The sequence below is a fragment of the Nocardia mexicana NBRC 108244 genome (genome assembly GCF_001613165.1).
GTDB classification, from domain to species: Bacteria; Actinomycetota; Actinomycetes; order Mycobacteriales; family Mycobacteriaceae; genus Nocardia; species Nocardia mexicana.
The window spans coordinates 46150-72307 of the sequence record NZ_BDBV01000038.1 but is presented as its reverse complement, the minus strand read 5'-3'; the positions used below and the strand labels follow the sequence as shown (position 1 = coordinate 72307).

Below are 26158 nucleotides of genomic sequence, written 5' to 3'. Positions count from 1 at the left end.
CGCCGCGGTCGGGGGACTCGATCGGCCGCATGATCGTTGCCGCGGAGTCCACCACGCTCCTTCGCGGTGCCATCACACGTCGCGGGTTGTCCATATATCGCGGGTTGTCCCTTGTCCTTGATCGATAGGCCCGCCACCGGTACGCATTCGAGGGCGGCCGACGGCGGGCGGCCGACGAACGACGGGACGGCCCGGACGCCGTGGAGCGTGCGCATCCTCGAATCCGCCGCCGGGACAACACGACTCGGCACCGACCCGGGAACGATTCGGCGAGCGGTCCGGGCCGGTGAACCCGATGCGGCGCTCATCGCGGGAGCCGCCGCCAGATCGCCCGCGGCACAAAGCGTGCCACCAGATACACCCCGCGTAGCAGGCCGGGCACCCAGACGCAGGCCGTGCGCCGCCGCAGGCCGGTGACGACCGCCTGCGCGACCTGATCGGGCGTGCTCGAGAACGGGGCCGGGTCCATGCCCTCGGTCATGGCGCCGATGACGAAACCACAGCGGATCAGCAGCAGACGAACACCGCTGCCGTGCAGCGCGTCCGCGAGCCCGCTCGCGAACCCGTCGAGACCGGCCTTGGTCGACCCGTACACATAGTTGGCGCGGCGCACGCGGAATCCGGCCACGGAACTGAACACCACGAGTTGCCCGCTGCCTTGTGCGCGAAGCAGATTCGCGAGCGTCGTGAGGACGCTGACCTGGGCGACGTAATCGGTCTGCACGACGGCGACGGCGGCGGCCGGGTCGCGTTCGGCCCGGGCCTGGTCGCCGAGCACACCGAACGCCGGGATCGCCACCCCGAAGCGGCCGTGGTCGGCGGCGATCTTCTCCAGTAGCGGCTGGTGGCTCGCGACGTCGTCGGCATCGAATTCCACGCGGTGCACCGCGGTCGCGCCCGCTTGTTCCAGGCGGGACTGCTGGGCGTCCAGATCGCCGCTGCGGCGCGCGGCCAGGATCACCACGCGCCCCGCCGCCAGTCGCTCCACGATCTCGAGCCCCATCTCGCTGCGCCCGCCCAGCAGCAGGATCGCACCCTCGTCGACGTCGTGTCCTCGCACACCCATGGGCCACAGTCTGCCAAACCGACCGGGTGCGGCCGCCGCCACCGCGACCCGCCTTGCTACCGTCACGGTCATGACCAGCGCCGACACTCGGATCGAACTGTCCCCCGCCGCACTCGAGTTCGTGACCGAGCGGCATCTCGCGACGCTCACCACGCTGCGCGCCGACGGCAGCCCGCACGTGGTCGCGGTCGGATTCACCTGGGACGCCGAGGCCGGGATCGCGCGGATCATCACCTCGGGTGATTCGGTGAAGGCCCGCAATGCGCGCCGGTCGGGACACGCCGTCGTATGCCAGGTCGAGGGCAGGCGATGGCTCACTCTGGAGGGCCCGGCAGAGGTGCTCGCCGAGCCCGCCGACGTCGCCGAGGCCGAACACCTCTACTCGCAGCGCTACCGCACCCCGCGCGAGAATCCGCGTCGCGTCGTCATCGCCATCCGCGCCGACCGGGTGCTGTCCAGCAACACCCTGCGTGGTGACCGCACCGAGTCCTAGCGCGACGGGAGGCCGGACGGCCGACTCGGTGGCATCCCGCTGCGGCAGGAGTACGTCGCTCGGCCGCCACAGCCGCTCGGCCGTCACCAGCCGAGCGCTCGAGAGGTTCCGGCCGACGCTCAGACCACGGTCAGTCCGTGCGGTCGGCGGTTCATCGGTTCGCAACCGTCCTCGGTGACCACCACGATGTCCTCGATGCGGGCACCCCACTCGCCGCCGAAGTAGATACCGGGCTCGATGCTGAAGGCCATACCCGGCTCCAGCAGGATATCGTTGCCGACCATGATGTAGGGCTCCTCGTGCACCGACAGGCCGATGCCGTGGCCCGTGCGGTGGATGAAGTTGCCCCCGAAACCGGCCTCGGTCAACGGATCTCGCGCGGCGGCGTCGACGGATGCGGCGGTTACACCCGGGCGCACGGCGGCGACGGCCGCGGCCTGTGCCCGCTCCAGTTCGCCGTAGCGCGCGGCGATCTCGGGATCCGGCTCGCCGAGCACATAGGTGCGGGTGGAATCGGAGTAGTAGCCCGGCTCGACCGGGCCGCCGATGTCGACGACCACCACATCGCCGGCGCCCAGGCGCCGATCCGACACCGCGTGATGCGGATTCGCCCCGTTCGGCCCGCTGCCCACGATCACGAAGGCCGCCTCGGTGTGCCCCTCCTCGACGATCGCCGCGGTGACGTCGGCGGCCACCTCCGCCTCGGTGCGGCCCGCGCGCAGCCACTCGCCCACCCGCGCGTGCACGCGGTCGATGGCAGCGCCCGCGCGGCGCAGGGCCTCGATCTCGCTGGCGTCCTTGAGCATTCGCAGCCGCCGCAGCACCGGGGTGGCCGAGACCGGCAGCGCGGTGAGCGTGTCGGCGATCGGCAGCAGGTGCAGTGCGGGCATGGCGTCGTCCACCGCCACCCGCGCCCCGGCGTTCAGCGCGGACTTCACCACCCGGTACGGATCGACGCCGTCGGTCCAGTCGAGCACCTGCAGCCCCAGCTCCCCCGCCGCCGACCCGGCCAGCCCCGCCAGCTCCAGCTTCGGAATCACCACCGACGGCGTCTCGCCGCTGGCCGGGACCACCAGGCACGTCAACCGCTCGAAAGACTGTGCCCGCGACCCGATCAGATACCGCAGATCCGGCCCCGGAGTGATCAGCAGCGCATCCAGCTTCGCCGCCCGCGTCAGCTCCGCCGCCCGCTCCAATCGCTTCCCGTAGACCTCTGCCCCGAACCGTGCCTCCGTATCCGCGCTCATGTAGATCGACATTACGCCGACCCCACGCCCCATTCCCCGGATCCGTCCACCCCACTGGTTTCGCGCACCCCCTGCTCGCTCACGCACACCCCGCACGCTCACGCACACCCCGCTTGCTCTCGCACACCCCGCACGCTCACGCACACCCCGCACGCTCACGCACACCCCGCACGCTCACACACACCCCGCACGCTCACACACACCCCGCACGCTCACACACACCCCGCACGCCCACACACACCCCGCACGCCCACGCACACCCCGCACGCCCACACACACCCCGCACGCCCACGCACACCCCGCACGCCCACGCACACCCCGCACGCCCACGCACACCCCGCACGCCCACGCACACCCCGCACGCCCACGCACACCCCGCACGCGCTGCAGGGGGTGCGAGCATGTGCGGGGAGTGCGCGGGTGAACACCTCTGGCCGTCGGGCTGTCCTGGGTGTGAGTTCCGGCAGTCCGCCTCGTAAGCCTCCCCGCGGGCGAGATGCCGCCGGATTGTCGGGTGGATCGGCTAGCGTCTGGGGCATGAGCTCACCTGCCACCGGGCCGCTGCTGCTGCTCGACGGGGCCAGCCTGTGGTTCCGTGCCTTCCATGCTATTCCGGAGAAGATCACCGCGCCCGACGGGCGGCCGGTGAACGCGGTGCGCGGGTTCACCGACATGGTGGCGGCGCTGATCACCCGGCACGCCCCGGCGCGGCTGGTGGTGTGCCTGGATCTGGATTGGCGGCCGAAGTTCCGGGTGGAGCTGCTGCCGTCGTACAAGGCGCACCGGCTGGCCGACTCGGGCGGTCACAGCGCGGGCGCCGGGCCGGATGTCGAGGAGGTCCCCGACACGCTGACCCCGCAGGTCGACATGATCCTCGCGGTGCTGGCCGCGGCGGGCATCGCGACCGCGGGCGCCGAGGGCCTGGAGGCCGACGATGTCATCGGCACCCTCGCCACCCGCGAGCGCACCGACGAGACCATCGTCGTCAGCGGCGACCGCGACCTGCTGCAGCTGGTCCGCGACGATCCGACGCCGCCGGTGCGGGTGTTCTACGTCGGCCGCGGCCTGGCCAAGGCCGAACTGTGGGGCCCCGCCGACGTTTCGGCGAAATACGGTGTGCCGGAACGCAATGCCGGTCCGGCGTACGCCGATATGGCCACCCTGCGCGGTGACGCCTCCGACGGCCTGCCCGGGGTCGCGGGCATCGGCGACAAGTCCGCCGCCACCCTGATCTCCCGCTTCGGCAGCCTGGACGCGCTGGTCGCGGCCGTCGAGGATCCGAATTCCGATCTCGCCCAGGGCGTTCGGGCCAAACTCCGGGCCGCCGAGGGCTATCTGAAGGCCGCGGCGCCCGTCGTCCAGGTGGTCCGCGACGCCGACGTCGAACTCTCCGGCCCGGACGTATTGCCCACCACCCCGGCCGATCCCGACGGCCTCCAGGCCCTCGCCGCCGCCTACAACGCCGAGAGCCCAATCAAGCGTCTCGTCACCGCCCTGGGATCCCGCGCGTCCTGACTGCCGTCCGGCCGGGCGACGACCGCATTCGCCGCCGCCCACCACTGCCGGGGGTCATGCCGCGAACAGTTCCCCGGCGGTCGCGCCGCCGAACATCCCCGCGGTCATGCCGCCGAAAGGGCGGCGGCCATACTGATCCCCGCCTTCACGAAAGGGGCGGGGCGGAACCTCAGCTCGGGCGGCCGACCTCGTAGGTGCCGTCGTCCTTGGTGACCTTGACGGCGACCTTCTTCTGCTCGCCGCCCACCTTCAGGGTGCAGTCGAAGGTCTTGCCGACCTCGACCTTCTGGCCGGAGGGGCAGCTGACGTCCTGGACGTCGTCGATGCCGTAGGAGTCCTTGAGCACCTTCTGCACGCCGTCCTGCACGGCCGCGTTGTCGAGCTTGTCACTGGAGAAGAACACGAAACCCAGCACGACCGCCACCACGACCACGACCGCGGCGACCGCGCCGCCGATGATCAGGCCCTTCTTCGACTTCTTCGGACTGCTCAACTGCAGCGGCTGCTGACCCCATTGCTGCTGGCCGGGCTGCTGCGGCTGGCCCCACTGCTGCTGACCGGGCTGCGGCTGGTTCCACTGCTGCTGGGTGGGCTCCCACGGCTGCTGCCCCGGTTGCTGCTGCGGCCACGACGGCTGACTCTGCTGACCCCACTGCGGTTGCTGAGGAGGCTGACCCCACTGCTGCTGACCGGGTTGCGGCTGGCCCTGCTGCGGCTGCCCCCACTGCTGGGCACCGCCCTGCTGACCCCACTGTTGCTGCGGCTGCGGCGATCCGCCCGGCTGCTGACCCCACTGCTGCGTGGGACCGGCCTGTCCGGGGGGCTGCTGCCCGCCCCACTGCTGGGTCGGATCGTTCGGGCGTCCCTCCCCTGGACCAGGGGTTTCGCTCGGTCCGTACGGGCCGCTCATCTGCCTGCCTCCACTCGCACTCGTCGTACACACGCTTGCCCCCCGCGTGAGAAAAGCCTCATCACGGTCGGTACACGCAAGCATCCAATCACAGTCGATTGCGCCGCGTCCGGATTGGCGGCGTTCAAGCAGCATCCACCGCCACCACGCCGCGGCGGATGGCCTTCACCGCCTTGGCCGCCGTGGACGCGACCTCGGTGTCGTCGGCGGTCTGATGGATCTGGTCGAGCAGGTCGATCACCTGCCGGCACCATCGCACGAAATCGCCCGCCGACAACGCATTTCCCTGATCCCCGCTGGCCAGCAGCGAGTCGGCCAGGCCGTCGCCGCGGGCCCACTTGTGGACCCCGGTCACGAAGCCGAGATCGGGTTCGCGGGTGGGCATCAGCTTGTGCCGGGCCTCGTCGGTGCGCAGCTGGCTCCACACCCCGACCGTCGCCCCGACGGCCCGCCGGATCGGCGCGGTCGGCCCGGCCGGGCCGAGGTAGCCGCCGGTTTCCTGCCGGGACTCGTACACCAGGATCGACACCACCGCGGCCAGCTCGGCGGCCCCGAGCCCGCGCCACAGTCCCTGCCGAAGGCATTCGGCGACAACGAGATCCGCCTCGGTGTAGATGCGCGCCAGCCGCCGCCCGTCGGCGGTCACCTCGCCCGCATCCACATATCCGCGCTCCTCCAGCAGCCCGACGATGCGGTCGAAGGTACGTGCCAGCGAGTTCGTCGTGGCCGCCACCTTCTGTCGCATGGACTCGGTCTCGCGCTGCAGGCGGTGGTAGCGCTCGCCGACGCGCGCCAGCTGTTCGCGATCGGGCCGGGTGTGCGCCGGATGCGAACGCAGCGCGCGCCGCAGGGTCTGCAGCTCCCGGTCGTCACCGCCCTTGGAGCGCGTGCCCCGGCGCTGCCTGCCCGGCGCGCTAATGCCGGTACTGCGGAGCGCGGACGCCAGGTCGCGGCGCGTGCGAGCCGTGCGGTGGTCGACGTGGCGGGGCAGTCGCATCCGTCCCAGCGGCTGGGCGGGTGTCGGAAAATCGGCGGCCGAGATCCGGCCCGCCCACTTGTCCTCGGTGAGCACCAGCGGCCGCGGATCCCCCGGCGACGCATCCGGTTCCAGGATCACCGCCAGGCCCTGGCGGCGGCCCGAGGGAATCGCCACCACGTCACCGCGGCGCAGCGAGGTCAGCGAGGCGACCGCCGCGCCCCGCCGGTCGGCCCTGCCCTGCCTCTCCAGGTCGCGTTCGCGCTGCTTCACCCGGTCGCGCAGCGACAGGTACTCGAGGAAGCCGTCGTCGTCGATCTGCGTGCTCAGCTTGCGCAACTGCCCCTCGTTGCGCTCGATCCCGCGCACCAGGCCCACCACCGACCGGTCGGCCTGGAACTGCGCGAAGGACCGCTCCAGCAGCGCCCGCGACTCCGCCGCACCCATCCGGTCGATCAGGTTGATCGACATGTTGTAGCCGGGCCGGAACGAGCTGCGCAGCGGATAGGTGCGGGTGGAGGCCAGGCCCGCGACCGCGCTGGTGTCGACATCGGGATGCCAGACGACCACGGCGTGGCCCTCGATATCGATCCCGCGGCGCCCCGCCCGGCCGGTCAGCTGCGTGTACTCGCCCGGCGTGAGCTCGGCGTGCGTTTCGCCGTTGAACTTCACCAGGCGCTCCAGCACCACCGTGCGCGCGGGCATGTTGATGCCCAGAGCCAGTGTCTCCGTGGCGAATACGGCCCGCACGAGGCCGCGCACGAACAGCTCCTCCACGGTGTGCCGGAAGGCCGGGAGCATCCCGGCGTGGTGCGCGGCCAGTCCGCGGTGCAGCGCCTCCCGCCACTCCCAGTAGCCGAGCACCTCCAGGTCGGTGCGGGGCAGATCCCCGGTGTGCTTCTCGATGATCTCGTCGACGATCTCGTAGTCGCCCTCGCGGCTCAGATCCAGCCGCGATCGCAGGCACTGATTCAGCGCGCCGTCGCACCCCGCGCGGCTGAAGATGAACGTGATCGCCGGGAGCAGGCCCTCCTGATCGAGCACGGCCAGCATCTCCGGTCGCGGCAGCGGCCGGTAGAAACGGCGCGGGCCACCCCGCCCGCGAGGGCCGCCGCCCCAGCCGTCCATCCGGTCCTGCTGTTCGCGATGCTTGATGTAGCGCACCAGGTCTTCGTCGACGATCACCTTCTGGTCGCCGGATTTCTGATCGAACAGGTCGAACATCCGCCGACCCACCAGCACGTGCTGCCACAGCGGCACCGGCCTGGTCTCGTCGACGATCACCGCGGTGTCCCCGCGCACGGTCTCCATCCAGGCGCCGAACTCCTCGGCGTTGCTCACCGTCGCCGACAGGCTGACCAGCCGCACATCGGGCGGCAGGTGCAGGATGACCTCCTCCCACACCGCGCCGCGGAACCGATCGGCCAGGTAGTGCACCTCGTCCATGACGACGTACGAAAGCCCCTGCAGCGCATCCGAACTCGCGTAGAGCATATTGCGCAGCACCTCGGTGGTCATCACCACGATCGGCGCCGTCGCATTCAGCGACTGGTCGCCGGTCAGCAATCCCACCGCGCCGCGCCCGTAGCGCTCGACCAGGTCGGCGTACTTCTGATTCGACAGCGCCTTGATCGGCGTGGTGTAGAAGCATTTGCCGCCCGCGGCCAGCGCCAGGTGCACCGCGAACTCGCCGACCACGGTCTTACCCGCACCGGTCGGCGCGCACACCAGCACGCTGTGCCCGCCCTGCAGGGCGGTACACGCCTGCTGCTGGAACGGGTCGAGGGTGAATTTGAGCTCCGCGGCGAATGCCGCGAGTTCGCCAGTCAGCGACCGAAGTGTCACTTGTCAGAGGGTATCGGAGTAGTCCGACACGGGTCGCTGTGATTTCTCCGCCTGCGGCGCGACCGGCTCGGCCGCGCCCACGGGCTCGGGCGCGCCGACCGGCGCCGCGCCCCCGACGCCCTCCGGCCGCTCGTCCAGCGGCGAGGCCTCGTCGTCGGACAGTTTGCTCCAGTCGTTGCGGCGGGCGCGCCGCTTGTCGTTCAGGCGCGCGATCTGCACCGCGACCTCGAACAGCAGCGTCAGCGCGCACGCCAGTGCCAGCATCGAGAACGGGTCCTGCGGGGTGACGATCGCCGCGAAGACGAACAGCCCGAAGATCAGCCCGCGCCGCCACTTCTTGAGCTTCTCGTAGCTCAGCACGCCGATCATGTTCAGCCCCACGACCAGCAGCGGCGTCTCGAAGCTGACGCCGAAGATGATCAGCAGCTGAATGATGAAACCGAAGTACTGCGTACCGCTCAACGCCGTGATCTGCACATTGCTGCCGATGCCCATCAGGAAGCTCAACGCGTGCGCGACGACCCAGTACGCCAGCACCGCGCCCGCCACGAACAGCACCGCGCCCGCGCCGACGAAGCCGATCGCGTACTTGCGCTCCTTGGCGTACAGCCCCGGCGTGATGAACGCCCACAGCTGGTACAGCCACACCGGGCAGGCCATCACCACGCCGGCGGTCAGGCCCACCTTGAACCGGAGCATGAACTGCTCGAACGGCGCCGTCGCCAGCAGGCGGCAGGCACCGTCGGGGCTCAGCGCCGCGCGCTGCCAGGCGGGCAGCTCACAGTAGGGCCCGCGCAGGATGTCGCCGAGGCTCTCGACTCCGAGGAAGCCGTGCTGGTACCAGAGGAACCCCAGCACGGTGGTGAGCGTGACGGCGAACAGCGACTTCAGGATCCGTGACCGCAGCTCGTGCAGGTGCTCGACCAACGACATGGTGCCGTCGGGATTGACCCTGCGCCGGCTGCGCCGGGGGTCGAACGGAATGCGCATGGATGTGACTGCCTCGCTGGTCGCCTGGCCCGTTACCTGGACACGCGCGTCGCCCGCCACCGCCCGGCGCACGACAGCACTTATCCCGGGATGATCGTCTCATCCCGGGATCGACACCTCTGCTACGCCTTATGCGTTTCCGGATTCGCCTGCGGCACCGAATTCGTCGGCTGGGCCGGGGGCAGTTCCTGGGTCGCGGGCTTGGCGGGCTGCGCCGACTGTTCGGACTTCTTGTCGCCGTCCGACTGCATCTCGCTCATCTCGCTCTTGAAGATGCGCAGCGAACGACCGAGGCCGCGGGCCGCATCCGGCAGCCGCTTGGCGCCGAAGAGCACCAGCACCAGCACCGCGATGATGATCCAATGCGTCGGGCTGAGTGAACCCATCGATTACCTCCAAAGACTGTGGTATGTCCGATGCTACCGGACCTGGTACGGGGCGAACGCGCTCGTCAGCTCTCGTTCGCCGGGTGTTCGGCGGGGCGGTCCTTCGCCGCCTGCAACTCTGCCAGCAACTCCGGACCCGACCAGCTGCGGGGGTCGCCGCGCTCGGCGGCCTCGACGAGCTCCACCAATCGCGCGTTCACGGGAGTCGGCGTCGCGACCATCTCCCCCAGGGTCACGATCTCACCGGACAGCCACCCGATCTCGGTGCGGCGGCCCAGGGCCAGGTCGTCGGCCATCGATGAGCGGGCCATCGGGTCGACCGCCAGCACCCGTGCGGCAACCCGCGTGAAGACGGCGTCGGGCACGGTGAGCAGCCGCGCCATCATCCCCGGCGGCAGCGGGGTCAGCCGGGCCGGGCGAATGCGCGCGCGGCGCATCACCGCCAGCGCCTCGGTCTGCGCCAGCGCCAGGCAGCGCCGGTAGTCGCGCGTGCCGAGCTGCTCGCGCAGCGGCCGCCCGGACAGCGCGTTGATGGGGTTGTTCAGGTTCAGCAGCAGCTTGGCCCACTGGACCGGCCGCAGATCCGGATAGCGGCCCAGCTCCAGCCCGGCCCGCCGGAACAGGGGCGCGAACCGCTCCAGCGCCGGATCGTCCGCGACGGCCAGCCCGCCCTCGGTACCGCGGTGGAACCGGCCGCCGTCGTGGTGGACGACATTGCACATCACCATCCCGGCCAGCACCACGCACGACGGCAGAATCTCCCGGATCGCGGTGTCGTTGCCGATCCCGTTCTGCAGGCTCACCACCACCGTGCCGGGCCGGATCGGCTCGGCCAGCTGCTGTGCGGCCTCGGCGGTCTGCGCGGATTTCACCGTGATCAGCACCAGATCGGCGGAGCCGACATCGTCGGGCTCCGTGGCGACATGGAACGCCGTCGGGGCGACCCGGTCGTCGCCGCCGTCGAGATCGGTCAGCCGCAACCCCGATGCGGAGATCTCGTCGAGCAGCCGCGGGCGGCCGACGAAGGTGACGTCCGCGCCCGCGGCCGCCAGTTTCCCGCCCACGAAGATGCCGATGCTGCCGGCGCCGAGCACCGTCACGCGAAACGTCAAGCGGGACCGACCTCCTCGATCGCGGTCCGGTCGTATCCGGCACCGCCGATGCTCTCCAGCGTCTCGTAGGCCGACAGCGCGGCGCTGGAGCGCTCCCGCACCGCGGTCACCAACTCCGCCGGGCCCAGCACCGTCACCCCCGAGCCGAATCCGAGCAGCAGCCGCGCCATCCAGTCCAGCGTCGCGAATCGCATCGTCGCCTCGACGCTGCCGTCGGGATGCACCGCCACCCGGTGCATCGGGTACTGGTCCAGCACCCAGCCGTAGTCGGCGTGAACCCGTAAGCGCGCCAACGGGATCGAGGGATCGTCGGAGAACAGGTCCAGGGCCGCGGACTCGTCGGTGGCGTGGCTGGGCGGGCGCGCGGGCTCGTCGAGTTCGGTGGCCTCCTCGATGCGGTCGAACCGGAACAGCCGCACGCCCTCGGCCTGGCGGCACCAGGCCTGCAGATAGGAGTTGTTGTCCACCAGCACGATTCGGATCGGATCGACCACCCGCTCGGAGACGAGGTCGCGGCTGGCCGAATAGTACACCAGGCGCAGTGCCCGGCCGCGGGCCAGGGCCGAGCGCACGGTCGTGACCGCCGGGGCCTCCACCGGCAGCGCCGGTTCGGGACCGGCCCACCGGTCCGGATCGCCCGCGATCGCCGACTCGATCTTCGCCATCGCCGAGCGCGCGGCGGTGGGGTCGACCATGCCCGGCAGGTCCGCGATCGATCGCAGCGCCACCAGGACCGCGGTCGCCTCCGTGGAGGTCAGCCGCAGCGGCCGGTCGATCCCGGCGGAGAAGGTGACCTCGATGCTCTCCTCGGAGAACGACAGGTCGATCAGGTCGCCCGGGCCGTAACCGGGCAGGCCGCACATCCACAGCTGATTCAGGTCGTTCATCAGCTGTTTGGTGGTCACACCGAGCTCCGAGGCGGCCTCGGCGGCGCTGATCCCGGGATTGGCGAGGAAGTACGGGACCATATTCAGCAATCGCGACAACCGCGTCGACAGCCGACTACTCACGAACACCCCCGATCACGCCGACACCTCCGTGCGCTCGAGCACCGACCGCAGCCGCTCGATCACGTCCGCCCGGAGATCAGCGGGCGCGAGGACCAGCGCATCCGGGCCGAGGCCGGTGATCAGGCGGGCCAGCCAGTCGCGCGAGCGCACCGGGACCTCCACGATCGTGCCCGGGCGGCCGCCGATCTCCCGTTCCTCCACGGCCGCGCCGAGCCGCCGGACGTCCTGGCCGCGGCCCTCGGCCACCCACACCGTCGCGGTGCCCGTCACCTGCGCGGCGCCGGTCACCTGCGTGACGATCTTCCGCAGATCCAGGCCCTCGGGCTTGTGCACGACATTCTCGGGGCCGTAGGCGGTGACGTCATCGCCGATGCGGGAGAGCCGGAAGGTGCGGGTCGCGTCCCGGTCGCGATCGTGCCCGACCAGATACCACCGTCCGTGGTGCGTCACGACGCCCCACGGCTCCACATCGCGCATCAGATACGGGGCGTTGTGCGACATGCGGTGTTCGAACCGCACCGCGCGTCCGGCGTCGATCGCGCTCAGCAGTTTGCCCAGCGCCGCCTCCGACCCGCGGGTGCGGGCGGGCACCGCCGGTACCGACGCCAGCGCGGCATCGGACTCGACATGGATGCCCGCCGCCCGCAGCTTCAGCAGCGCGCCCTCCGCCGCCGTCGCCAGTTCCGGGGACTCCCACAGCTGCACGGAGACCGCGACCGCGGCGGCCTCCTCGCTGGTCAGATCGATGTCCGGGAGTTCGTAGGCGTCCCGGTTGATGCGGTAGCCCTCCTGGCCGGAGTACCGGTTGACCGCGCCGACCTCCAGCGGAATGCCCAGATCGCGCAGTTCGTTCTTGTCCCGCTCGAACATCCGGCTGAACGCCTCGTCGCTGGCGGAGTCCTCGTACCCGGCCACGCTCTCGCGAATCCGCTCCGCGGTGAGGAACTGCCTGGTCGACAACAGCGCGATGACCAGATTCATCAGCCGTTCGACCTTGGATATCGCCACGCGACACAGAGTAATCGGCCCGCGCAAACCTATGCGCGTCGGCGCACGATTACGCCATCGATTCGGTTATATCGAGGCGATCGGCGTGCATTGAGCCTGGTCGCTCGAACCGGGGCGATCGGCGCGCGTTGTGACTGGTGGCTCACATAGAAGCGATGAGGCGGTCCACTCGCTCGTCGACGGAACGGAACGGGTCCTTGCACAGCACCGTGCGCTGGGCCTGATCGTTGAGCTTCAGGTGGACCCAGTCGACGGTGAAGTCGCGGCCCGCCTCCTGGGCGGCGGTGATGAAATCGCCGCGGAGTTTGGCGCGGGTGGTCTGCGGCGGGGTGGTGACGGCGGCGTCGACCGCCTCGTCCTCGGTGACGCGCTTGGCCAGGCCCTTGCGCTGCAGCAGGTCGAAGACGCCGCGGCCGCGCTTGATGTCGTGATAGGCCAGGTCCAGCTGGGCGATCTTGGGGTCGGACAGGTCCATGCCGTAGCGGTCCTGGTAGCGCTGGAACAGCTTGCGCTTGATCACCCAGTCGATCTCCGTGTCGACCTTGGCGAAATCCTGCGCCTCCACAGCGTCCAGCGTGCGGCCCCAGAGATCGACCACCGCGTCCACCTGCGGATCGCGCTCGCGGTTGCGCAGGTGCTCCACCGCGCGGGCGTAGTACTCGCGCTGGATGTCGAGGGCGCTGGCCTGGCGCCCGCCCGCCAGCCGCACCGGGCGGCGGCCGGTCAGGTCGTGGCTCACCTCGCGGATGGCGCGGATCGGGTTGTCGAGCGCGAAATCGCGGAACGAGACCCCGGCCTCGATCATCTCGAGCACCAGCGCCGCCGTGCCGACCTTCAGCATGGTGGTGGTCTCGGACATGTTCGAATCGCCGACGATGACGTGCAGGCGCCGGTACTTCTCGGCGTCGGCGTGCGGCTCGTCGCGGGTGTTGATGATCGGGCGCGAACGGGTGGTCGCCGAGGAGACGCCCTCCCAGATGTGCTCGGCGCGCTGCGACAGGCAGAACGTGGCCGCCTTAGGGGTCTGCAGCACCTTGCCCGCGCCGCAGATCAGCTGGCGGGTGACCAGGAACGGCAGCAGGACGTCGGAGATCCGGGAGAACTCACCGGCACGCACGACCAGGAAATTCTCGTGGCAGCCGTAGGAGTTGCCCGCCGAATCGGTGTTGTTCTTGAACAGGTAGATATCGCCGCCGATACCCTCCTCCGCCAGGCGCTGCTCGGCGTCGATCAGCAGCTCCTCCAGCACGCGCTCGCCGGCGCGGTCGTGGGTGACCAGCTGTACCAGGCTGTCGCATTCGGCCGTGGCGTACTCCGGATGGGAGCCGACATCGAGGTAGAGCCGGGCACCGTTGCGGAGAAATACGTTCGAGCTACGGCCCCAGGAAACCACCCGGCGAAACAGATACCGGGCCACCTCGTCAGGGCTCAACCGACGGTGGCCGTGGAACGTACACGTCACCCCGAACTCGGTCTCGATCCCCATGATTCGTCGCTGCACACCATCGACATTACAGCCATGCCCTGTCCGAAATGGGCTGTGCGAGCAAGCCGATGCATACGGGTTCGCAACGATTTAGCCGTGCGGGCAAACCCCTACCCGCTCCGAACGGGGGGAATGACAAGGCCCCTTGCACTCGCCCGGGGGCGAGTGCAAGGGGCAATTGTGTCCGGCCGATCAGCGAGCGCCAGGGCAATTGTCTGATCGGTCACCCGCATCTCGTCGTTCCGGCGCGTTGTCTGCCGGAATCACATCGTCCAGGCGTGGATCCCGGCGCAGAGCCTGCCGGGATGACGTGATGGACGACCGGGATAACGTGACCGACGGCCGGGACGACGTGACCGACGGCGGACTGCTACGGGCCGGAAGGGTCTCCCGCGGAAGGAGTTTCGGGTTCCGACTCGCCCTCGTCCTTCTTCGCCGCGGCCTTCTTGGCCTTGCCGCCCTTGTCCTCGGACAGCAGGGCCTCCAGCGCGGTACCGGAGATGCGGCGGAAGGCTCGGCGCGGCCGGGCCTGCTCCAGGGTTGCCACCTCCAGCGTTCCGACGCCGAGGACCCGTTTGTCCTTGTCGCCCTCGGGCGTGCCCTTCTGCAACGCCTGCAGCGCCAGCTTGATCGCCGCGCCGAGTTCCAGGCCCGGCTGATAGGTGTCCTTGAGCGCGGCGACGATCGGCTCGGTGTTGCCGCCCATCACCACGTAGTCGCGCTCGTCCACTATCGAGCCGTCGAAATTGATCCGGTACAGCACCGAATTCCGGGCCTGCTCCGGATACCCGACCTCGCCGATGCAGATCTCCACCTCGTACGGCTTGAGCTGATCGGTGAAGATGGTGCCCAGCAGCTGGGCGTATCCGTTGGCCAGCGAACGACCGGTGACATCGCGCCGATCGAACTGGTACCCGCGCAGGTCGGCGGTCAGAATGCCGTTGCGGCGCAGGTTCTCGAACTCGTTGTACTTGCCGACCGCGGCAAACCCCACCCGGTCGTAGAGCTCACTCACCTTGTGCAGCGTCGCCGACGGGTTCTCGGCGATGAACAGCACACCCTTGTCGTACACCATCACCACGACACTGCGGCCCCGTGCGATGCCCTTGCGCGCAAGTTCGGTCTTGTCGCGCATGATCTGTTCGGCCGACGCGTAGTACGGCAGTGTCATGCTGCAATTCCTTTCCGCATGCCCGGGCGGCCTGCGTGGTTACGCTCCGCTACCGCCTCCGGCCGCTGACCGGTCATGCGGTCGCGCTCCCTTCTTCCGCCGACCGCTCCACGATCGTCCGGGCCACCTCGGCCAGGCGCTCGTCCGAAACCTCTTCGGACCCTTCGGCATTGATGACGATCGCCGTCGGATAGATGCCGCGCAGCAGGTCGGGCCCGCCGGTCGCGGTGTCGTCGTCGGAGGCGTCGAGCAGCGATTCGACGGCGATGCGCAGCGCGCGGTCCTCGTCGATATCGCGGTGGTAGGTCTTCTTCAGCGACGACTTGGCGAACATCGAGCCCGAGCCGACCGCGGTGTAGCCGAAGCGCTCCTCGCTGCGGCCGCCGACCACGTCGTAGGACACGATGCGACCGGCCCGGTCCGGATCGGTCGCCTCCAGGTCGTAGCCGACCAGGATCGGCACCACCGCCAGGCCCTGCAGGGCCGCGGGCAGATTGTCGCGCACCATCTTCGACAGCTTGTTGGCCTTGCCGTCGAACGTCAGCGGCACGCCCTCGATCTTCTCGTAGTACTCGAGCTCCACGGCGAACAACCTGATCATCTCCACCGCCACGCCCGCGGTACCGGCGATGCCGGCCGCGGAGAACGAATCGGTGAGATAGACCTTCTCCATATCCCGGCTGGCCAGCAGGTTGCCCTGGGTGGCGCGCCGGTCACCGGCGATGAGCACGCCGCCGCGGTAGCTGACCGCGACGATGGTGGTGCCGTGCGGGGCTATATCCTGCGACGCCGCCCCGGCCGGGGCGGCGTCGGCGATGCGGCCGAAACCCTTGCCGGGCAACAGTTCCGGTGCATGCTCACGCAGATATTCGGAGAAGGATGACAGGGCGTACCCCGTGTGGAGCCGCAAGGGGTCACCTGGTGTCACTGGCCGCCTTTCTGAACGTATGCGCGCACGAAGTCTTCAGCGTTCTCCTCGAGCACGTCGTCGATCTCGTCGAGCAGGTCGTCGGTATCCTCCGCCAGCTTCTCGCGGCGCTCCTGGCCCGCGCCGTCCGCGCCGACCGCGTCGTCGTCCTCGTCGCCGCCACCGGCGCGCTTGGTCTGCTCTTGTGCCATAGCAGCCGACCTCCTCGTGAATGATCATCGGCGAGCATCGGAGAAGATCCGATGCTCGTACGTCAACACTACCCAGCCCGGGGGACAACATGCCGGATTAAACCGCAACGTGCCCCGGTCGCGATCTCGTGGTGGCTAGGTGGTGAGCTGCTCGACCAGCTCCGCCGCCGTGTCCACACCGTCGAGCAGCTTGCCGACATGCGACTTGGTGCCGCGGCGAGGTTCGAGGGTGGGGATGCGGACCAGGGAGTCGCCACCCAGGTCGAAGATCACCGAATCCCAGCTGGCCGCGGCGATATCCGCCCCGAACCGGCGCAGGCATTCGCCGCGGAAGTAGGCGCGGGTGTCGGTGGGCGGGTTGGTCATCGCGTCCATCACCTGCTGCTCGGACACCAGGCGCTGCATCGAGCCCCGCGCCACCAGGCGGTTGTACAGGCCCTTGTCCAGCCGCACGTCGGAGTACTGCAGATCCATCAGGTGCAGCTTCGGCGCCGCCCAGCCCAGCCCCTCTCGGCTGCGCATGCCCTCGAACAGGCGCAGTTTCGCCGTCCAGTCGAGCAGGTCGGCGCATTCCATCGGATCGCGCTCGAGCAGGTCCAGGACGTGCGCCCACTTCTCCAGGATGTCGGTGACGCGGGCGTCGTCGGTGCCCTCGCGGCCGTGGAACTTCTCCACCCGGTCGAGGTAGATCCGTTGCAGCGCAAGGCCGGTCAGCTCGCGACCGTCGGCCAGCGCCACCACGGCCCGCAGTGTCGGGTCGTGGCTGATCGAGTGCACGGCGGTGACCGGGCGGGCCAGCTGCAGATCCGACAGGTCCTCGCCCGCCTCGATCAGATCCAGCACCAGCGCCGTGGTGCCGACCTTCAGGTAGGTGGACCATTCGGACAGGTTGGCGTCGCCGATGATGACGTGCAGGCGGCGGTACTTGTCGGCGTCGGCGTGCGGCTCGTCGCGGGTGTTGATGATGCCGCGCTTGAGGGTGGTCTCCAGCCCGACCTCGACCTCGATGTAATCCGATCGCTGCGACAGCTGGAATCCGGCGCCGTCCCCGGACTGGCCGAGCCCGACGCGGCCGGATCCGCACACCACCTGGCGGGAGACGAAGAACGGGGTGAGGCCGACGATGATCTGGTTGAACGGCGTATCCCGGCTCATCAGGTAGTTCTCGTGGGTGCCGTAGGAGGCGCCCTTGCCGTCGACGTTGTTCTTGTACAACTGCATGCGCGGGGCCCCGGGCACGCTGGAGGCGTAGCGGGCGGCGGCCTCCATCACCCGCTCCCCCGCCTTGTCCCAGATCACCGCGTCCAGCGGGTCGGTGACCTCGGGTGCGGAGTACTCCGGGTGGGCATGGTCGACGTACAGGCGGGCCCCGTTGGTGAGGATCATGTTGGCCGCGCCGACCTCGTCGGCATCGATCACCGGCGCGGGCCCGTTGAGCCTGCCCAGATCGAAACCGCGGGCGTCGCGCAGCGGCGACTCCACCTCATAGTCCCAGCGCGTGCGCTTGGCGCGCGGCACGCCCTCCGCCGCCGCGTACGCCAGCACCGCCTGGGTGGACGTGAGAATCGGGTTGGCCGACGGCTCGGTAGGCGTGGATATGCCGTACTCGACCTCGATTCCGATGATGCGCTGCATATGCGAATCCTATCTGCGACGCGCAGCGTCTCCGTTGAGGGCGGCGGCGGGGACGAGGCGGGCGCCGGTGCGACCGGCCCGCTGTCGGGCGATCCCGGGTCCGCCGCGTGGCTCGGCGGGGCGGCGATCCGTGTCGGCCGAAGGTCGCATCGCGAATCAGCCCTGCGGCGGATGGACGTCGTTCATACGAGCGTATGACAATGATCGGCATGCCCGAATCGTTCGCCCGGCCCACGACGCCCGGCACAGATCTCGCCGCGACACCCGCGCGCCCGGGCCGGCTGCCCGCGCTGGACGTGCTGCGCGGCATCGCCATTCTCGGCACGCTCGGCACCAATATCTGGATCATCACGAATCCCGAGGGCTTGATCGGCTATATCCAGGGCCGGGGTGACTCGACGGGCGCCTGGGATTGGATCGAGAAGGTCCTGCAGCAACTGGCGCAGGGGAAGTTCCTCGGCCTGCTCACCATCATGTTCGGGATCGGGCTGGCCATTCAGCAGCGCTCGGCGGTGCGCGGCGGGCGGGCATGGCCCGGGAGCTACCCGGTGCGCGCGGGGCTGCTGCTCCTCGACGGTCTGGTGAACTTCCTGTTCATCGCCGAATTCGACGTGCTGATGGGGTACGCGGTCACCGGCGGGGTGGTGGCGTACGTGCTGGCGACCGGTGAGCGGGCGCAGCGGCGCTGGCTGCTGATCGCCGCCGGAATCCATATCGCGATGCTGACGCTGATCGCGGCCGCCATGGCCTTCGCGTCGCCGTCGGGTTCCAGCGATCCCGAACCGCTGGACCCCAATCCGTATGCGGACGGCTCGTTCTGGGATCTGGTGGTGTTCCGGGTCGAGAACGCCGGGTTGTTCCGGCTGGAGCCGCTGTTCGTCTTCCCGATGTCGATCGCGTTGTTCCTGTTGGGCGCCAAGCTGTTTCGCGACGGACTGTTCGAACCGGCAGGACGGCCGCTGCGCCGCCGCCTCATGGTGCTGGGCTTCGCGATCGCCGCGCCGCTCGACCTGGTGCTCGGGGTGTGGAACGGGAATCTGGTGCTGTTCACCCGGTACGGTCTCGCGCCGCTGGTGGCGCTGGGCATCCTCGCACTGGTCGCCGAGTTCTATGTCGGACGGAACCGCACCGGATTCGCGGGCCGCCGCTTCTCCGAGGTCGGGCGCATGGCGCTGAGCTGCTACATCCTGCAGAATCTGGTGGCGTCGTCGCTGTGCTACGGCTGGGGTCTCGGACTGGCCGCGCACGTCTCCCCCGCCGCCCGGGTCCCGTTCACGGTCGCGATCTACCTCGCGGTCTGCGCGATCATGCTCGTCTTCGCGCATCTGTGGCTGCGCCGATTCGACCGCGGCCCGGTGGAATGGTTGTGGCACAACAGCTATCGGGCATTGACGCGATCCAGCTGACCGGGGGCGACACTCCGCGATACGACCGAGAGGGCCGTCCGAGCGCTGCGGCACGGATAATACCCGGCATGCAGATCGCCGATCCTCCTCGCGCGCACCGGCCTTCGAGGACGACACCCGCGTCGTCCACCTATGCGCTCGCCGGACTGCTGGTGCTCGGCGTGGTGTTCGCGGGACCGCTCGCACGGTGGTTCGGGTCGAATGCGAAGCTGCAGACCGCGTCGACGGTGTTCACCGGGATCTTCGTGCAGGCGGTGCCGTTCCTCGTGCTCGGCGTGGTGATCAGCGGTGCGATCGCCGCGCTCGCCTCGCCGGATCTGCTGCGGAAGATTCTGCCGCGCAACGAATCCGCGGCGATCGGGGTGGCGGGCCTGGCGGGGATCGCGCTGCCCGGGTGCGAATGCGGTGCGGTGCCGGTGTCGCGGCGGCTCATGGATCAGGGCGTGCCCAGCGCGGCGGCGTTCGCGTTCCTGCTGTCGGCGCCCGCGGTGAATCCCGTGGTGCTGATCGCGACGGCGGTGGCGTTTCCCGGGGAGCCGGGGATGGTGGCGGCGCGGTTCGCCGGATCGCTGGCCACCGCGTTCGTGATGGGGTATCTCTGGGCACGGTTCGGACGGCCGGAGTGGTTCACCGCGCGGCCGCACGGGCATGAGCACTGGACCCCGGGGCGGTCCCGCTGGGAGGTGTTCACCGAGGCCGCGCGGCACGATTTCCTGCAGGCCGCGGCCTTTCTCGTGGTCGGCGCCGCCGCGGCGGCGGCGCTGCACGTGCTGGTCCCCGCCGGGTGGTATCAGAGCCTGGCCGGGCAGATGGTCGTCGCGATACTCGTCCTGGCCCTTCTCGCCGTGGTGCTGGCGTTGTGTTCGGAAGCGGACGCGTTCGTGGCCGCGAGCATGTCGAGCCTGCCGCTGTTGCCGCGGCTGGTCTTCCTGGTCGTCGGGCCCGCGGTGGACGTCAAGCTGTTCGCCATGCAGGCGGGCACCTTCGGTCGGCGGTTCGCAATCCGCTTCGCCCCCTTGACCTTCGTGGTGGCCGTCGGGTGCGGCACGCTGGCGGGCCTGATCTTCGTGGGGGCGCGATGAACCGGGTGGCCCAGAACTTCGTCCTGCTGCTGATCGGCGGCGCCGTACTGAAGATCACGCTGGACGGCACCTATCTGCGCTACGTCAAGCCCGGCCTGCAGCCGTATCTGATCGTCAGCGGCGTAGCGCTCACCCTGCTGGCACTGCTCACGATCGGGCGCGACATCCGAAGGGGCTGGGCCACAGCCGATTCCGACCACCATCCGGATCGCGCGCAGTGGCTGCTGCTGGCACCGATCACGGCCCTGCTGATCGTGGTGCCGCCCGCGCTGGGCGCCGGATCCGTGCAGTCCGGGACCGCCGTCCAGGCGAGTGTCGGCACGCCCGCGGAGACCGGCGACGGCAAGTTCGCGTTCCCGCCGCTGCCGGTCGGCGACGCCCCGACCATCCGCATGTACGAACTCATCGATCGCGCCTCCTATGACTCGAGCGGCGCACTGGACCGCCGTGACATCACCGTCCTCGGCTTCGTCGTGCGCACCGAGAACGACGGCGCGCCCCGCACCGACGGCACCCGCACCGGCGTCGACCTGGCCCGCCTGGTCATCACCTGCTGCGTCGCCGACGCCCAGCTCCTGCGCGTCCACCTGTCCGGCGCCTTCGATCCCCCGCCCGACGACACCTGGGTCTCGGTCCGCGGCCGCGTCGAGCCGAACAGCGCCCGCACCGAAACCCAGATGACCCCCACACTCCAGGTCACCGAACTGCACCCGATACCGACTCCCGCACGCGTCTACGGGTAAGGGATACACACGCGGTCGCTGTCGTGGCACGATCAGGTCGCCGGGACAGGACAGGCACGGGGCGGAATCGCGGTGGCAGCCAACAATTCCGCGCTCGGATGCTGCGTCACGGTGGTGACGACCCGCCGCCGTACGACCGCGCGCACCGAGCCGGTCCGGATCTGAGCGGTCGGTTATTCGGACAGCGCGGCCCTTTCGGGTTCCTCGGCGTGCACCGCGGTCATCCGGCCGTCCTCGTCGAAGTCGACGGTTCCCCCGAGTTCCGGGCCGGAGAAGGTCAGGTGCCGCCGGTCCGGGTCGAAGTCGGCGGTGAGGCCGCGGCGGCGCAGATAGCTGCGGACGGCGCGACGGTGGTCCGACAGCGTCGGGCCGGTCATGGCGCGGGTCAGGACCGCCTCGATGCGGGCCGGTTCCGGTTGCGGCAGGGCGAAATCGGGGTGTTCGACCAGGAACGCGGCGCGGCCACCGTTGTCGCCGAGCACCGCGTTGTACCCGCACCAGTGCCCGGAGATGATCTTCGCGGCCTCCATCATCACGCCCACCACGAGCGGCGGCTCCGGCGGCACGATCGCCAGGGTGGTGAAAGGCAGCTCCGCCGTGGCGAGTTCGTCGATGCCGTGCTGGACCCCGAAGTAGCGCACCGCCTCCGCCACCGCGGTCACCGGCGCCGGGAAGCCGCGTGGATTCGCCCACGACCACAGCCACGACCCTTCCGCCGCGGTTCCCAGCAGGTGGAAGTCCGTGCATACGAACGTCCGGTCCGCGGCGAGGAATTCCAGCCGCCCGCCCGCGAGATCGCACTGCCACGAATGCTCGCCGAGCAGGTCGGTCAGGTGTAACTGATGCTCCAGCGAGAGGAGCGCGGCATCATCGAGCAGACCGATCAAGGTGGGCAATCCGGACACCGGGGTGAGATTAGCGAAACCGGCCGGATCACGCCGCCCGACGGGTCACGAGACCTGTTGGACCCGTGGCTCTTCCGACCGCGCCAGCAGGTCGGCCACCGGGGTGTCGCGCTCCAGAGGCACCCCCAGGCTGCGCGCGTTACCCTCGAAGATCGCCAGCACCGATGCCGAGGCCATGCCCTCGACCTGCTCCGATGTCAGTCCGGTGGCCGAATCGGCGCGCCAGCTGTTCACCACGCCGTCGACGAAGCCGATGATGCCGAAGGCCATCGGACGCGCGCGGTTCGGATCGATTCCGAAGCGCGACAGCGTGGTGGCGAACAGCTCGGCCAACTGCCCGCCGATCCGGTCGCGCGCACCGGCCAGGGCCTGCGACGTATCGCCCTGCGGCGCACCGCCGGCCAGGAACCGGTGCAGGTGCGGATGCCGCTCCACCCAGCCCACGTACGTGCCGACCGCGCCGCGCACCGCGTCCTTGAGCGTCCCGTCGCCGCGCAGCGTCGGCATCAGCTCCGCCAGCAGTGACTCCAGGATCCGGCGGCGGATCTGCTCGTCCAGGTCTGCGCGCCCGTCGAAGTGCCGGTACACCACGGGGCGCGGCAGCCGCAGCCGGTCGGCGATCTGCTGCACCGAGACATCGACGCCGTTCTCCTCGATCACCGCGACGGCGGCGTCGAGCACCTCCGCGCGGCGCTGGCGCTTGTGGCCGTTCCAGCGGGTGCTGCGGCCGTCGACGGACGCCGTCGCCGCCTGCGGCGATACGGACTTTCCGCTGGTTCCGGTCACACCGCAACGATACCCGCCGCACCCTTGACCGATACACCCTGTCTCACTAATCTGACTGTTACAGCTTGTATCGGTAATCGAGCACATTGGAGAGCTGTCATGGGCAACGAGGCCACACTGCTCCCCCAGGAGTCCTTCGCGCAGCGCCTGCTGACCGGGTCGGTGCGGAAGTCCTACGACCCGGTGGTCGACCTGGATTGGGATGCGCCGCTGGACCCGGAGAAACTGTTCCTGCCGCCGGAGGTGATCTCGCTCTACGGCACCGACCTGTGGGAGTCGATGACCCCGCAGCAGCGCCGCGAGCTGTCCCGCCAGGAGCTGGCGAACGTGCTGTCGGTCGGCATCTGGTTCGAGAACCTGCTGAACCGGCTGCTGTTGCGGGAGCTGATGAACGGCGATCCCACCACCCGCCACTCGCACTACACGCTCACCGAGATGGGCGACGAATGCCGGCACATGATGATGTTCGGCAAGCTCATCGACCGCATCGAGGCCCGGCCCTATTGGCCGAAGCCGTATGCGCGCCTGGTCATCTCGTCGCTGCAGCTGTTCCTGCGCGGGTCGATGACGTGGGTGGGCGCGCTGGTCGGCGAGGAGATCTTCGACGCGCTGCAGCGCCGCACCCTCGACGATCCGCAGCTGCAGCCGCTGGTCTCGCGGGCGATGCGGATTCACGTCACCGAGGAGGCGAGACACATCGGGTTCGCCCGCGATGCCCTCGCGCGCCGGGCGCCGACCATGTCGCGGGCCGAATTCGCCTATACACGACTGTGTGTCGCGGTGGCGGCGCCGCTGTTCGTCTATCTGATGACCAACCGGCACATGTACGAGCGGGCCGGGCTGGACGGCCGCGCGGCGGCGCGGATCGCGCGCGGCAACCCGGATGCCAAGCGGGCGCTGGGCACCGGCGCCGCGAATCTCGGTGCGTTCCTCGATAAGCAGGGCATGATCGGGCCGGTCGGCAAGTGGATCTGGCAGCGCCGGGGACTGTGGGCATGAGCGAGCGGCGGAGGGACGAGTCCGCCGACCCGGAGATCGTGATCGTCGGCGCCGGTTTCGGGGGCATCGGGACGGCGATCGAACTGCGCCGGGCGGGGATCGAGGATTTCGTCGTCCTGGAGAAGGCGGACGAGATCGGCGGAACCTGGCGGGAGAACACCTATCCGGGATGTGGCTGCGATTTCATGTCGCTGATGTACTCATTCTCGTTCGAGCCGAATCGGCGCTGGACGCGAATGTTCGCCCGACAGCCCGAGATCCTGGACTACCTGCGCCGCACCGTCGATCGTCACGATCTGCGGCGGCACATCCGGTTGCGGTCGGAGGTGGTGGCGCTCGACTTCGACGACGCGGCCGACCGCTGGACCGTGTCCCTCGCCGACGGGCGGCAGGTGCGCCCTCGGGTGGTGGTGATGGCGCCCGGCCCGCTGCACGAGCCGTCGATTCCGGACTTTCCCGGACGGGATTCGTTCCGCGGCACCAGCTTCCACTCCGCGCAATGGGATCACGACTTCGACGTCACGGGTAAGCGGATCGCGGTGATCGGAACCGGCGCCAGCGCGGTGCAGTTCGTGCCGCAGATCGCGAAACAGGCCGCACAGGTGACGGTTTTCCAGCGCACCCCGCACTGGGTGGTGCCGAAACCCGACCGGCGACTGTCCGGGACGGAGCATGCGGCGTTCCGGTTCGTACCGGGTGCGCAGCGGCTGTACCGGTGGGCGGTCTACTGGGGCTACGAGTCGATGATCCCGGCATTCATGAATCCGGCGCTGATGCGGCGGGTCGAGTCGGTCGCCCGCGGGCAGCTGCGCCGGCAGGTTCGCGATCCGGAGCTGCGGCGCCGGCTGACTCCGGACTATCGGCTCGGCTGCAAGCGAATCCTGGTGTCCAACAACTACTATCCGGCACTGCAGCGGGAGAACGTCGAGCTGGTCACCGATTCCGTCGATCGCATCACCGAATCCGGCATCGCGACCTCGGACGGCCGCGAGCGGGAGTTCGATGCCATCGTCTACGGCACCGGATTCAAGATCTCCGACCGCTTCACCGGACAGCACATCGTCGGCGCGAACGGACGCACGATCCAGGAGGCCTGGCGCGGCGGGATGGAGGCGTTCCTCGGCGTCGCCGTGCACGGCTTCCCGAATCTGTTCTTGATCGTGGGCCCGAATTCCGGTGGCGGACATCAGTCCATCGTGTTCATGATCGAGGCGCAGGCGCGCTATATCCGGCAGTGTGTGGAGCGGATGCGGCGCACCTCCGGCACCCGGATCGAGGTCCGGGCCGCGACGCAGCACGAGTTCAACCGGCGCCTCCAGGCGAAACTTGCCGGGACCGTGTGGAATTCGGGCGGCTGCCACAGCTGGTACCTGGACGAGCACGGGCTCAACCGCGCCGCCTGGCCGGGGTCGAGCGTGTCGTACTGGCGGACCATGCGTCGCCCGGACCCGGGTCACTTCGATCTGACGGTGCCCGCGGAACGTGAACCGGCGCACGAGTATTCGGGCCCCGCGCTGCTCGACGCGCCCGGCGTGGAGCTGCCGGTGACGGTCGCGTTGAGCGGGCATCCGGATCCGATCGACGGCCGCTACCACTGGTACGGCCGGGTTTCCGCGGCCGACGGATCCGACCTTCCGGATCCGGGCCGCGGGTCTGTGTCGCTCACCCTGCCCGGAGGCGCACCCGCCACCGCGAAGCTGCAGGAACGCGACCCGTGGGGCAACCTGCGCATCGTGGGGATCGGGGAGCCGCCATTTCCGTTGGAACCGGCCGCAATTCACTGATCGGGCCGGGGACCACGCCGCGTCGGTAACGGCGAGGGACCAGTTCGGCGCGAACAGGGAACGACCGGAGTCGCTGAGGGGTCCCCGTGCGCGCCGATATTCCACCTCCCTCCGATCAGCCGGGAACCTTGTCCAGGAAGCCGTGGACGTGCCGGATGCGGCCGTCGTCGACGACGATCACGTCGAAGCCGACGACCAGCGGGTCGGCGTCCGGCGCGCCGAGATTCCAGGTGAATCGGGCGATGTCGTGGTGGGCGTCGACGGTGTCGCCGAGGGTGAACCGCAGGCCCGCGAACTGCTGCTGGGCTCCGGCCACCACCTGGTCGATCGCCTCGCGGCCCGCCACCGCGGCGAGCGGGTCGGTGTAGGTGGCATCGGCCGTGTAGACCTCCTCCAGTAAGGCCTTGCGTTTGTCCGCATCCTGCTCGTTCCAGGAGTCGATGTACCGCTGTGCAATGGTGTCGTATTCGCTCATGCACCCAGC

Annotated in this window: 25 protein-coding genes; 7 read left to right on the top strand and 18 right to left on the bottom strand. The window is 69.6% G+C overall.

From position 1 onward, the window contains the following. Both NM1_RS43555 and dprE2 read right to left on the bottom strand, forming a co-directional pair. Positions 1 to 215 (bottom strand): hypothetical protein (locus tag NM1_RS43555; protein ID WP_218022168.1); only part of this gene is annotated, 215 nt, incomplete at its 3' end. An 89-nt stretch (positions 216 to 304) separates the two neighbouring features. Beyond that, positions 305 to 1066 (bottom strand): decaprenylphospho-beta-D-erythro-pentofuranosid-2-ulose 2-reductase, encoded by a 762-nt coding sequence (gene dprE2, locus NM1_RS16010; protein ID WP_068020257.1) that lies wholly within the window; start codon positions 1064 to 1066, stop codon positions 305 to 307. Between the two features lie 70 nt (positions 1067 to 1136). On the opposite strand from dprE2, the gene NM1_RS16005 reads away from it, so the two are divergent. After that, positions 1137 to 1559, top strand: a complete 423-nt coding sequence (locus NM1_RS16005; protein ID WP_068020287.1) for a PPOX class F420-dependent oxidoreductase — start codon at positions 1137 to 1139, stop codon at positions 1557 to 1559. Positions 1560 to 1678: 119 nt separating this feature from the next. Here the strand turns inward: NM1_RS16005 and NM1_RS16000 are convergent, their stop codons facing one another. Next, positions 1679 to 2806 carry a M24 family metallopeptidase gene (locus NM1_RS16000; protein ID WP_068020284.1) on the bottom strand — a complete coding sequence of 376 codons (1128 nt, stop codon included), beginning with the start codon at positions 2804 to 2806 and terminating at the stop codon, positions 1679 to 1681. A 537-nt stretch (positions 2807 to 3343) separates the two neighbouring features. Between NM1_RS16000 and NM1_RS15995 the strand changes: the two genes are divergently transcribed. Further along, positions 3344 to 4321 carry a 5'-3' exonuclease gene (locus NM1_RS15995; protein WP_068020255.1) on the top strand — a complete coding sequence of 326 codons (978 nt, stop codon included), beginning with the start codon at positions 3344 to 3346 and terminating at the stop codon, positions 4319 to 4321. 169 nt (positions 4322 to 4490) lie between these two features. Here NM1_RS15995 and NM1_RS41190 read toward each other — a convergent pair whose 3' ends face one another. The 12 genes from NM1_RS41190 to dop form a co-directional block, all read right to left on the bottom strand. Beyond that, positions 4491 to 5231: a DUF4333 domain-containing protein gene (locus tag NM1_RS41190; RefSeq protein WP_084519682.1), complete on the bottom strand. Its 741-nt coding sequence runs from the start codon at positions 5229 to 5231 to the stop codon at positions 4491 to 4493. Positions 5232 to 5355: 124 nt separating this feature from the next. Further along, complete coding sequence (locus NM1_RS15985) at positions 5356 to 8052, bottom strand: DEAD/DEAH box helicase (protein WP_068020254.1); 2697 nt, start codon at positions 8050 to 8052, stop codon at positions 5356 to 5358. A gap of 3 nt (positions 8053 to 8055) precedes the next feature. Beyond that, positions 8056 to 9042, bottom strand: a complete 987-nt coding sequence (gene tatC / locus NM1_RS15980; protein ID WP_068020280.1) for a twin-arginine translocase subunit TatC — start codon at positions 9040 to 9042, stop codon at positions 8056 to 8058. Between the two features lie 122 nt (positions 9043 to 9164). Beyond that, complete coding sequence (gene tatA, locus NM1_RS15975; RefSeq protein ID WP_068020250.1) at positions 9165 to 9428, bottom strand: Sec-independent protein translocase subunit TatA; 264 nt, start codon at positions 9426 to 9428, stop codon at positions 9165 to 9167. 65 nt (positions 9429 to 9493) lie between these two features. Further along, entirely contained in the window at positions 9494 to 10540 is a 1047-nt protein-coding gene (locus tag NM1_RS15970; RefSeq protein WP_068020248.1) for a 2-dehydropantoate 2-reductase, read from the bottom strand. Beyond that, positions 10537 to 11550: a helix-turn-helix transcriptional regulator gene (locus NM1_RS15965; protein WP_068020278.1), complete on the bottom strand. Its 1014-nt coding sequence runs from the start codon at positions 11548 to 11550 to the stop codon at positions 10537 to 10539. Before NM1_RS15965 ends, NM1_RS15970 begins: the two co-directional genes overlap by 4 nt. A 12-nt stretch (positions 11551 to 11562) precedes the next feature. Next, on the bottom strand, positions 11563 to 12558 hold the full coding sequence (locus tag NM1_RS15960; RefSeq protein ID WP_174556879.1) for a helix-turn-helix transcriptional regulator: 996 nt from the start codon (positions 12556 to 12558) through the stop codon (positions 11563 to 11565). 142 nt (positions 12559 to 12700) lie between these two features. After that, on the bottom strand, positions 12701 to 14059 hold the full coding sequence (pafA, locus tag NM1_RS15955; protein WP_211339398.1) for a Pup--protein ligase: 1359 nt from the start codon (positions 14057 to 14059) through the stop codon (positions 12701 to 12703). Positions 14060 to 14414: 355 nt separating this feature from the next. After that, positions 14415 to 15215, bottom strand: a complete 801-nt coding sequence (gene prcA / locus NM1_RS15950; protein ID WP_068020244.1) for a proteasome subunit alpha — start codon at positions 15213 to 15215, stop codon at positions 14415 to 14417. Between the two features lie 73 nt (positions 15216 to 15288). Next, the gene (gene prcB, locus NM1_RS15945; RefSeq protein ID WP_068020242.1) at positions 15289 to 16164 is read right to left on the bottom strand and encodes a proteasome subunit beta; all 876 of its coding nucleotides are present in this window, start codon (positions 16162 to 16164) and stop codon (positions 15289 to 15291) included. After that, positions 16140 to 16334, bottom strand: a complete 195-nt coding sequence (locus NM1_RS15940) for a ubiquitin-like protein Pup (RefSeq protein ID WP_068020240.1) — start codon at positions 16332 to 16334, stop codon at positions 16140 to 16142. The genes prcB and NM1_RS15940 overlap by 25 nt, the downstream gene beginning before the upstream one ends. Positions 16335 to 16469: 135 nt before the next feature. Then, positions 16470 to 17969 (bottom strand): depupylase/deamidase Dop, encoded by a 1500-nt coding sequence (gene dop / locus NM1_RS15935; RefSeq protein WP_068020238.1) that lies wholly within the window; start codon positions 17967 to 17969, stop codon positions 16470 to 16472. Between the two features lie 209 nt (positions 17970 to 18178). Between dop and NM1_RS15925 the strand changes: the two genes are divergently transcribed. The 3 genes from NM1_RS15925 (at position 18179) to NM1_RS15915 (ending at position 21200) form a co-directional block, all read left to right on the top strand. After that, positions 18179 to 19375: a DUF418 domain-containing protein gene (locus NM1_RS15925; RefSeq protein ID WP_114699586.1), complete on the top strand. Its 1197-nt coding sequence runs from the start codon at positions 18179 to 18181 to the stop codon at positions 19373 to 19375. A gap of 68 nt (positions 19376 to 19443) precedes the next feature. Continuing rightward, positions 19444 to 20457 (top strand): permease, encoded by a 1014-nt coding sequence (locus NM1_RS15920; RefSeq protein WP_068020232.1) that lies wholly within the window; start codon positions 19444 to 19446, stop codon positions 20455 to 20457. Continuing rightward, a complete protein-coding gene (locus NM1_RS15915; RefSeq protein ID WP_068020231.1) occupies positions 20454 to 21200 on the top strand; it encodes a TIGR03943 family putative permease subunit in 747 nt (248 codons plus the stop codon). Before NM1_RS15920 ends, NM1_RS15915 begins: the two co-directional genes overlap by 4 nt. 173 nt (positions 21201 to 21373) lie before the next feature. Here NM1_RS15915 and NM1_RS15910 read toward each other — a convergent pair whose 3' ends face one another. Then, on the bottom strand, positions 21374 to 22105 hold the full coding sequence (locus NM1_RS15910; RefSeq protein ID WP_068020229.1) for a DUF6882 domain-containing protein: 732 nt from the start codon (positions 22103 to 22105) through the stop codon (positions 21374 to 21376). Between the two features lie 45 nt (positions 22106 to 22150). After that, the gene (locus NM1_RS15905) at positions 22151 to 22891 is read right to left on the bottom strand and encodes a TetR/AcrR family transcriptional regulator (RefSeq protein WP_068020227.1); all 741 of its coding nucleotides are present in this window, start codon (positions 22889 to 22891) and stop codon (positions 22151 to 22153) included. A gap of 99 nt (positions 22892 to 22990) precedes the next feature. On the opposite strand from NM1_RS15905, the gene NM1_RS15900 reads away from it, so the two are divergent. Next, positions 22991 to 23890: an AurF N-oxygenase family protein gene (locus NM1_RS15900; RefSeq protein WP_068020223.1), complete on the top strand. Its 900-nt coding sequence runs from the start codon at positions 22991 to 22993 to the stop codon at positions 23888 to 23890. After that, complete coding sequence (locus tag NM1_RS15895) at positions 23887 to 25674, top strand: DUF4873 domain-containing protein (RefSeq protein WP_068020272.1); 1788 nt, start codon at positions 23887 to 23889, stop codon at positions 25672 to 25674. Before NM1_RS15900 ends, NM1_RS15895 begins: the two co-directional genes overlap by 4 nt. Positions 25675 to 25789: 115 nt before the next feature. Here the strand turns inward: NM1_RS15895 and NM1_RS15890 are convergent, their stop codons facing one another. Then, positions 25790 to 26149, bottom strand: a complete 360-nt coding sequence (locus tag NM1_RS15890) for a nuclear transport factor 2 family protein (RefSeq protein ID WP_068020221.1) — start codon at positions 26147 to 26149, stop codon at positions 25790 to 25792. Positions 26150 to 26158 lie beyond the last annotated feature (9 nt).